The organism is Streptomyces cellostaticus (genome assembly GCF_023630175.1).
GTDB classification, from domain to species: Bacteria; Actinomycetota; Actinomycetes; order Streptomycetales; family Streptomycetaceae; genus Streptomyces; species Streptomyces cellostaticus_A.
Map to the genome: position 1 here is coordinate 39,295 of NZ_JALLIN010000055.1, position 6,855 is coordinate 46,149.

Annotated in this window: 6 protein-coding genes and 1 pseudogene; 6 read left to right on the plus strand and 1 reads right to left on the minus strand. The window is 72.6% G+C overall.

Going from position 1 to position 6,855, the window contains the following annotated elements; genetic code table 11:
- Positions 1-8 precede the first annotated feature (8 nt).
- Both MXD57_RS27655 and MXD57_RS27660 read left to right on the plus strand, forming a co-directional pair.
- A complete protein-coding gene (locus MXD57_RS27655; protein WP_250404805.1) occupies positions 9-992 on the plus strand; it encodes an ABC transporter ATP-binding protein in 984 nt (327 codons plus the stop codon).
- On the plus strand, positions 976-2,076 hold the full coding sequence (locus MXD57_RS27660) for an ABC transporter ATP-binding protein (protein WP_250404807.1): 1,101 nt from the start codon (positions 976-978) through the stop codon (positions 2,074-2,076). The genes MXD57_RS27655 and MXD57_RS27660 overlap by 17 nt, the downstream gene beginning before the upstream one ends.
- A gap of 110 nt (positions 2,077-2,186) precedes the next feature.
- On the opposite strand, the gene MXD57_RS27665 is transcribed toward MXD57_RS27660, so the two are convergent.
- The gene (locus MXD57_RS27665; protein ID WP_250404809.1) at positions 2,187-4,319 is read right to left on the minus strand and encodes a S9 family peptidase; all 2,133 of its coding nucleotides are present in this window, start codon (positions 4,317-4,319) and stop codon (positions 2,187-2,189) included.
- Between the two features lie 212 nt (positions 4,320-4,531).
- Here MXD57_RS27665 and MXD57_RS27670 point away from each other — a divergent pair, with 212 nt between their 5' ends.
- The 4 genes and pseudogenes from MXD57_RS27670 to MXD57_RS27685 all read left to right on the plus strand — a co-directional run.
- Positions 4,532-4,726 carry a hypothetical protein gene (locus tag MXD57_RS27670; protein WP_020942059.1) on the plus strand — a complete coding sequence of 65 codons (195 nt, stop codon included), beginning with the start codon at positions 4,532-4,534 and terminating at the stop codon, positions 4,724-4,726.
- Between the two features lie 399 nt (positions 4,727-5,125).
- Entirely contained in the window at positions 5,126-5,992 is an 867-nt protein-coding gene (mshB, locus tag MXD57_RS27675) for an N-acetyl-1-D-myo-inositol-2-amino-2-deoxy-alpha-D-glucopyranoside deacetylase (RefSeq protein ID WP_250404811.1), read from the plus strand.
- Positions 5,989-6,372, plus strand: a complete 384-nt coding sequence (locus MXD57_RS27680) for a DUF6113 family protein (protein WP_250404813.1) — start codon at positions 5,989-5,991, stop codon at positions 6,370-6,372. Before mshB ends, MXD57_RS27680 begins: the two co-directional genes overlap by 4 nt.
- 188 nt (positions 6,373-6,560) lie before the next feature.
- Positions 6,561-6,855 (plus strand): annotated as a pseudogene (locus tag MXD57_RS27685) (hypothetical protein); the annotation flags it as partial.

Sequence of the window (6,855 nt, forward strand, 5' to 3'; positions counted from 1 at the left end):
CGGACGGCATGCTGCTCGAAGTCCGCGGCCTGCACGTGGAGTTCCGGACCCGGGACGGGGTCGCCAAGGCCGTCAACGGGGTGTCGTACGCCGTCGACGCGGGCGAGACCCTGGCGGTGCTCGGCGAGTCCGGCTCGGGGAAGTCGGTCACCGCGCAGGCCGTGATGGGCATCCTCGACACGCCCCCGGGGCGGATCACGGGCGGGGAGATCCTCTTCCAGGGCCGGGACGTGCTGCGGCTGAAGGAGGAGGAGCGGCGCGCCGTCCGGGGCTCCGGGATGGCGATGATCTTCCAGGACGCGCTGTCCGCCCTCAACCCCGTGCTCTGCGTGGGCGACCAGCTCGGCGAGATGTTCGTGGTGCACCGGGGCATGTCGAAGAAGGACGCCCGGGCCCGGGCGGTCGAACTGATGGACCGGGTGCGCATCCCGGCCGCCGCGCAGCGGGTGCGGGACTACCCGCACCAGTTCTCCGGCGGCATGCGCCAGCGCATCATGATCGCCATGGCGCTGGCCCTGGAGCCCGCGCTCGTCATCGCCGACGAGCCCACCACCGCCCTGGACGTGACCGTGCAGGCCCAGGTCATGGAGCTGCTGGCCGAGCTGCGCCGCGAGTACCGGATGGGTCTGCTCCTGATCACCCACGACCTCGGGGTCGTCGCGGACGTGGCCGACCGCATCGCGGTGATGTACGCGGGGCGGATCGTGGAGTCGGCGCCCGTGCGCGACATCTACAAGGCGCCCGCGCACCCCTACACCCGCGGCCTGCTGGACTCCGTCCCGCGCCTGGACCTCAAGGGCAGGGAGCTGTACGCCATCAGCGGCCTGCCGCCGAGCCTGACGCACGTCCCGTCCGGCTGCGCCTTCCACCCCCGCTGCCCGATGGCACGGGACGTCTGCCGCACCGACGTACCGCCGCTGCACCCGGTCTCCGAGGAGCGCGGCAGCGCCTGCCACTTCTGGAGGGAGTGCCTGGATGGCCGTGACCACTGAGCCCGTCCTGGAGGTCGGCGGCCTCGTCAAGCACTACCCGCTGACCCGCGGCATCGTCCTGCGGAAACAGATCGGCGCGGTGAAGGCGGTCGACGGCGTCGACTTCACCCTGGGCCGGGGCGAGACCCTCGGCATCGTGGGGGAGTCGGGCTGCGGCAAGTCGACGGTCGCGAAGATGCTGTGCCATCTGGAACGGCCGACGGCGGGCTCGATCCGGTTCAAGGGCGAGGACATCACCGGGCTGTCGGGCCGGGCCCTGAAGGCCGTCCGCCGCAACATCCAGATGGTCTTCCAGGACCCGTACACCTCGCTCAACCCCCGCATGACGGTCGGGGACATCGTCGGGGAACCGTACGAGATCCACCCGGAGGCGGCCCCCAGGGGCGACCGCCGGCGCCGGGTCCGGGAACTGCTGGACGTCGTGGGTCTCAACCCGGAGCACATCAACCGCTACCCGCACCAGTTCTCCGGCGGGCAGCGCCAGCGCATCGGCATCGCGCGGGGTCTGGCGCTGCGCCCGGAGGTGATCGTCGCCGACGAACCGGTATCCGCCCTGGACGTCTCCGTGCAGGCCCAGGTGATCAACCTCATGGCCCGCCTCCAGTCGGAGTTCGACCTCTCCTACCTGTTCATCGCGCACGACCTGTCGATCGTCCGGCACATCTCGGACCGGGTCGGGGTGATGTACCTGGGGCGCATCGTGGAGACCGGCACGGACACCGAGATCTACGACCATCCGACCCACCCGTACACGCAGGCGCTGCTCTCGGCCGTCCCGGTGCCCGACCCGGAGGCCAGGGAGGTCCGCGAGCGGATCATCCTGTCCGGCGACGTGCCGTCGCCCACCGACGTGCCCTCCGGCTGCCGTTTCCGCACCCGTTGCTGGAAGGCCCGGGAGCGGTGCGCCCGTGAGGTCCCGGCACTGGCGGTCCCGGCCGTCCTGCGGGAAGCGCCGGGGCCGGCGGCCCACGACTCGGCCTGTCACTTCGCCGAACCCCTGCCCGTGAGCCGCCCGCCGACCGCGCGGGCGGTGCCGCCGGCGGAGACGGGGGAGCCGGCGGGCAACGGCAGCGGGCCGGGATGACATGGCGCATCCCGGCCCGCCTACGGCACCCGCACGGCCGTACGCTGTTCAGCCTGGGTCGTTCACATATCGGTACGGCGTCCGTGAAGTTGCCTGTCTGTTAAAGCAGTTCACGTGGATTTGCCGGGCTGGGGCAGCGAGCGGCGGAGGAAGTCGAGCTGCAGGCGCAGCAGGTTCTCCGCGACGGTCTCCTGCGGCGTCATGTGGGTCACGCCGGACAGCGGCAGGACCTCGTGCGGGCGGCCCGCGGCCAGCAGGGCGGAGGACAGGCGCAGGGAGTGGGCGACGACCACGTTGTCGTCCGCCAGGCCGTGGATGACCATCATCGGCCGGTGCGGCTCGGCCGCGTCGACCAGGCCCGCGTCGTCGATCAGCGAGTTGCGGCGGTAGACCTCCGGCTGCTCGTCCGGCAGCCCGAGGTAGCGCTCCTGGTAGTGGGTGTCGTACAGCCGCAGATCGGTGACGGGCGCGCCCACCACCGCGGCGTGGAAGACGTCCGGGCGGCGAAGCACCGCCAGCGCGGCGAGGTAGCCGCCGAAGGACCAGCCCCGGACGGCCACCCGGCCGAGGTCGAGCGGGAAGTCCCGGGCGAGGGCGTGCAGCGCGTCGACCTGGTCCTGGAGCACGACGGCCGCGAGGTCGTCCCGGATCTCCTTCTCCCACGCCGGCGAGCGGCCCGGTGTGCCCCGCCCGTCGGCCACGATCACGGCGAACCCCTGATCGGCGAACCACTGCGAGGTCAGGTACGCGTTGTGCGCCGCGACCACCCGCTGGCCGTGCGGGCCGCCGTAGGGGTCCATGAGCACGGGGAGCGGAGTGTCACCCTGGTAGTCCGTAGGCATGAGCACGGCGCACGGAATCCGCCGTGCGCCCCCCTGGGTGAGTGTCACACGGGGCGACAAACCGGGATCTTCGGCGTACGACGTGACAGTCGCCGTCCGTTTTCCGTCACGCAGCACCTGTACACGGGTGCCAGGACTGTCCGGTGTCGCGGACACCAGCACCGTCACGTCCCCGGCCCGTACCGCGGAGTGCACACCGGGCTCCTGCGACACACGCTCCACGCCGAGCTCGTTCACCCGGTAGACATGGATCTCGCCGATCTCCGGCGACGCGGCCTCCTCGCCGGCCGAGGCCGTGACGAGCACGTCGTCGGCCGTCACATCGAGAACCGAGCGGATGTGCAACTGCGGTCCGGTCAGGGGGCGTTCGCCCACGGTCAGCACGCGCGCGCCACCCTCGTCCGCGATGCGGACAAGCCGCCCGGACGGGCTCCAGCAGGGCACTCCGGTGAACAGTTCCAGCCATGTTGGATCTTCGTCGGCATGCACCATCCGGGTCGAACCGGTGTCCGGGTCCACGGCCAGGAAGAGCTGGCTGCGCTGGTCCCTGGCCTGCACCAGGATCAGCGGCGCCCCCGCCTCTGACCAGTGCACTCGCGCCAGGTACGGATAGCGCGCCCGGTCCCACGCGACCTCCGTGCGCCCCCCGTCGAGACCGAGGACGAACAGGCGTACGTCCGCGTTAGGAGTCCCCGCCGCCGGGTACGCGACGTGGTTCGGGTCACGCTCCGGGTGGGCCGGGTCGGCGATCCACCAGCGCCGCACCGGCGTGTCGTCCACGCGCGCCACCAGCAGCCGGTCCGAGCCCGGGGCCCACCAGAAGCCCCGGCTGCGGCTCATCTCCTCGGCCGCGATGAACTCCGCGAGCCCGTAGGCCACCTGCTCGCCCTCCGGCTCCGCCAGCGCCCGGTCGCCCTCGCCCTCGGCACCCGTGACCCGCAGCGCGCCCCGCGCCACGTAGGCGATGTGCCGTCCGTCCGGCGACGGGCGGGGGTCGATCACCGGCCCCGGGACCCGGAGTTCACGCGCCGTACCGGCTCGCAGCTCGGCTGTGAAAAGCCGCCCTGACAAGGCGAAAGCCGCCAACTCCACAGCGGCGTCGGTGGCGTGGCCGACGATGCCGGCCCCGCCCTCCCGGCTGCGCTCGCGGCGTGCCCGCTCCTCGGGCGGGAGTTCCTCCGAGGCGCCCTGCAGCAGGGCGGCCGGATCGGCCGCCAGGCGCTCCGAGCCGTCCGCCGGATCCAGGACCCAGAGCGAGTTGGCCCGGTCGGTGCCGGAGTTGGAGCGCAGGAACGCGACACGCGAACCGTCGGGTGCCACCGCGAACGCGCGCGGCGCGCCGAGCGTGAACCGCTGGGTGCGGGCGTGCCGGCGGGGGAAGGAGTGAGCCTCGGTCGTCATACCCCGACCATATTGGCCATGCGCCCCCTTGTGCGGCCGTGCGCCGAGCGATGCGCGAGCACGGATAGTTATGATCACTACCGCTGAGTGGGTATGAACCCGCTGGCGTCCGCATGGACTTGCCTTACGGATCGACGCCCGGCCTGCGGCCGGGTCACAACCCCCATAGTCCGAACCCGCCGTGTCCCTGGGATTTTTGGAGGTGAGCCGCCGTGGCACTCTCGATTTCGGCGGTGGTGCTGCTGGCGATCATCGTCTTCTTGCTGATCAAGAAGTCGGGGCTGAAGGGCGGTCATGCGGTCATCTGCATGCTGCTCGGGTTCTATCTCGCCTCCTCCACCGTGGCCCCCACGATCAGCGAACTGACGACCAACGTCGCCAGCATGATCGGCAGCATCAAGTTCTGACCGCGCCCGGGACCGGGCGGCGGCAGGGGCCGGGTCGCAGCTTCACCGCGTACGGCACGCAGCACGACCACGCGGCGGGGACGAAGGCGGGACGCGGCCCCTCGACGCCCTTCGGGTCACGGGCGTGCACGGTGTGGGGCGCTGCCGCGATCTCCGCGGTCGTCGTCGCCTCGGTCCACCTCCCGCCCCGGCTGACCGGCCCGCCCCGTCCCGGTCCGGACCCGCACCGCCTCGCCGTCCACCGGTACGCCCGCCCCGCCGCGGTCACCGCTCACCCCTCGCGACGGCCCTCCGGGGCGGGTCGGCACCCCGGGCCGCGCGAACCGGGAGAACCGGGGGATGACCGATGGCGGAGCCCGGTCCCGGGCGCCGCCCCGTGGCGCCTCGTAGGGTGGTCCCATGACGGAACTGCCCGACCGGCGTCTGCTGCTGGTGCACGCGCACCCGGACGACGAGTCGATCAACAACGGCGCGACCATGGCCCGGTACGCGGCCGAGGGGGTGCATGTGACGCTGGTCACCTGCACCCTCGGGGAACGGGGCGAGGTCATCCCGCCCGAGCTGCGCCACCTGACCGGCGCCGCGCTGGGCGCCCACCGCCGCGGCGAGCTGGCCGCGGCCCTGCGCGAGCTGGGCGTGACGGACCTCCGGCTGCTCGGCGGCGCCGGCCGCTACGGCGACTCCGGGATGATGGGCGGTCCCGACAACGAGGCCGCCGGCTGCTTCTGGCAGGCCGAACCGGACACCGCCGCCGCGTCGCTCGTGGAGGTGATCCTGGAGATCCGCCCGCAGGTCCTCGTCACCTACGACGACGACGGCGGCTACGGCCACCCGGACCACATCCAGGCCCACCGCGTGGCCATGCGCGCCGTCGAACTCGCGGCCGAACAGGGGCACCTCGTCGAGAAGGTCTACTGGAACCGCGTCCCGCGCTCCGTCGCCGAGGCCGCCTTCGCCCGCCTTCGGGAAGAGCTGCCCGCGCTGCCGTTCGCCAAGGGCGCCTCCCTGGCCGACGTGCCCGGAGTGGTCGACGACGAGCGGATCACCACCGCCGTCGACGGCTCCGCCCACGCCTCGGCCAAGGCCGCCGCGATGCGCGCGCACGCCACCCAGATCGAGGTGGCCGAACCCTATTTCGCGCTCTCCAACGAGCTGGCGCAGCCGCTGTTCACCACCGAGTACTACGAGTTGGTGCGCGGTACCGCCGTGCCCGGGGAGACCGACCTGTTCGCCGGTGTCGGCGGCGGCACCGAGGAGGCGTCATGAGCTCCGCCGGACGCGGACCGAACCCGGTCCAGCCGCTGTGGCGCTCCCCGGCCGGGCTCTTCGCCGCCTACGCCGGGCTGCTCGTGCTCGGCGCGGTCGTCGGCCTCGCCGGGGCCCTGGTCCAGGGCGCCTGGTTCCCCGGGGGCCTGCTGCTCGCCCTCGCGGGCGCGGCCGGACTCTTCCTCGGCGGCGCCTACGCGCTGCGCGGCCGGGGCGGGGCGGTGGCGCCGGTGACGGGCTGGATCGTCGCCGTCATCCTGCTCACCACGAGCCGCCCGGAGGGCGACTTCCTGTTCAGCGCCGGACTGGGTTCCTACCTCTTCCTGTTCGGCGGCATGGCGGTGGCTGTGATCTGCGCCACCCTCGGTCCGCGGCGGTAACACGGCGGTGGCGCCGCCCGACTTGGCAAGTGACGTACCACTTCGCCGCACGGCGCACGTGCGAGTCCGGTGTGCATTTCCTCAGCGGTCATGGGATACGCGCCAGAAGTGGCCAGTATGGTGGTGCGCGCCGCCGAACTGCCCGCTGAGGTCGTAACGGGCGGTGGAGCCAACCGGGAGAACCTGCCTTGAGTCGTGAAACTGACACTCCGTCCTCCGGGCCCAGCGGGCGCGGCGGAGCCGCATACCCCTCCGGGACGCCTCCGTACGGAACCCCCGTCGCCTCCGAAGCCGGTGCGGACGCGGGCCGTTCGGCCGCGCAGCCGGAGGAACGGAAGACCGAGACCACGCTGACGACCCGGATCCGGATCAACATCCCCGGATCGCGGCCCATTCCGCCGGTCGTGGTGCGCAAGCCGGTCGGCGACGCCGAGGGTGCCCAGGACGACGCGGGGTCCGACCCGCGGCCGGCTCCGGCCGCCC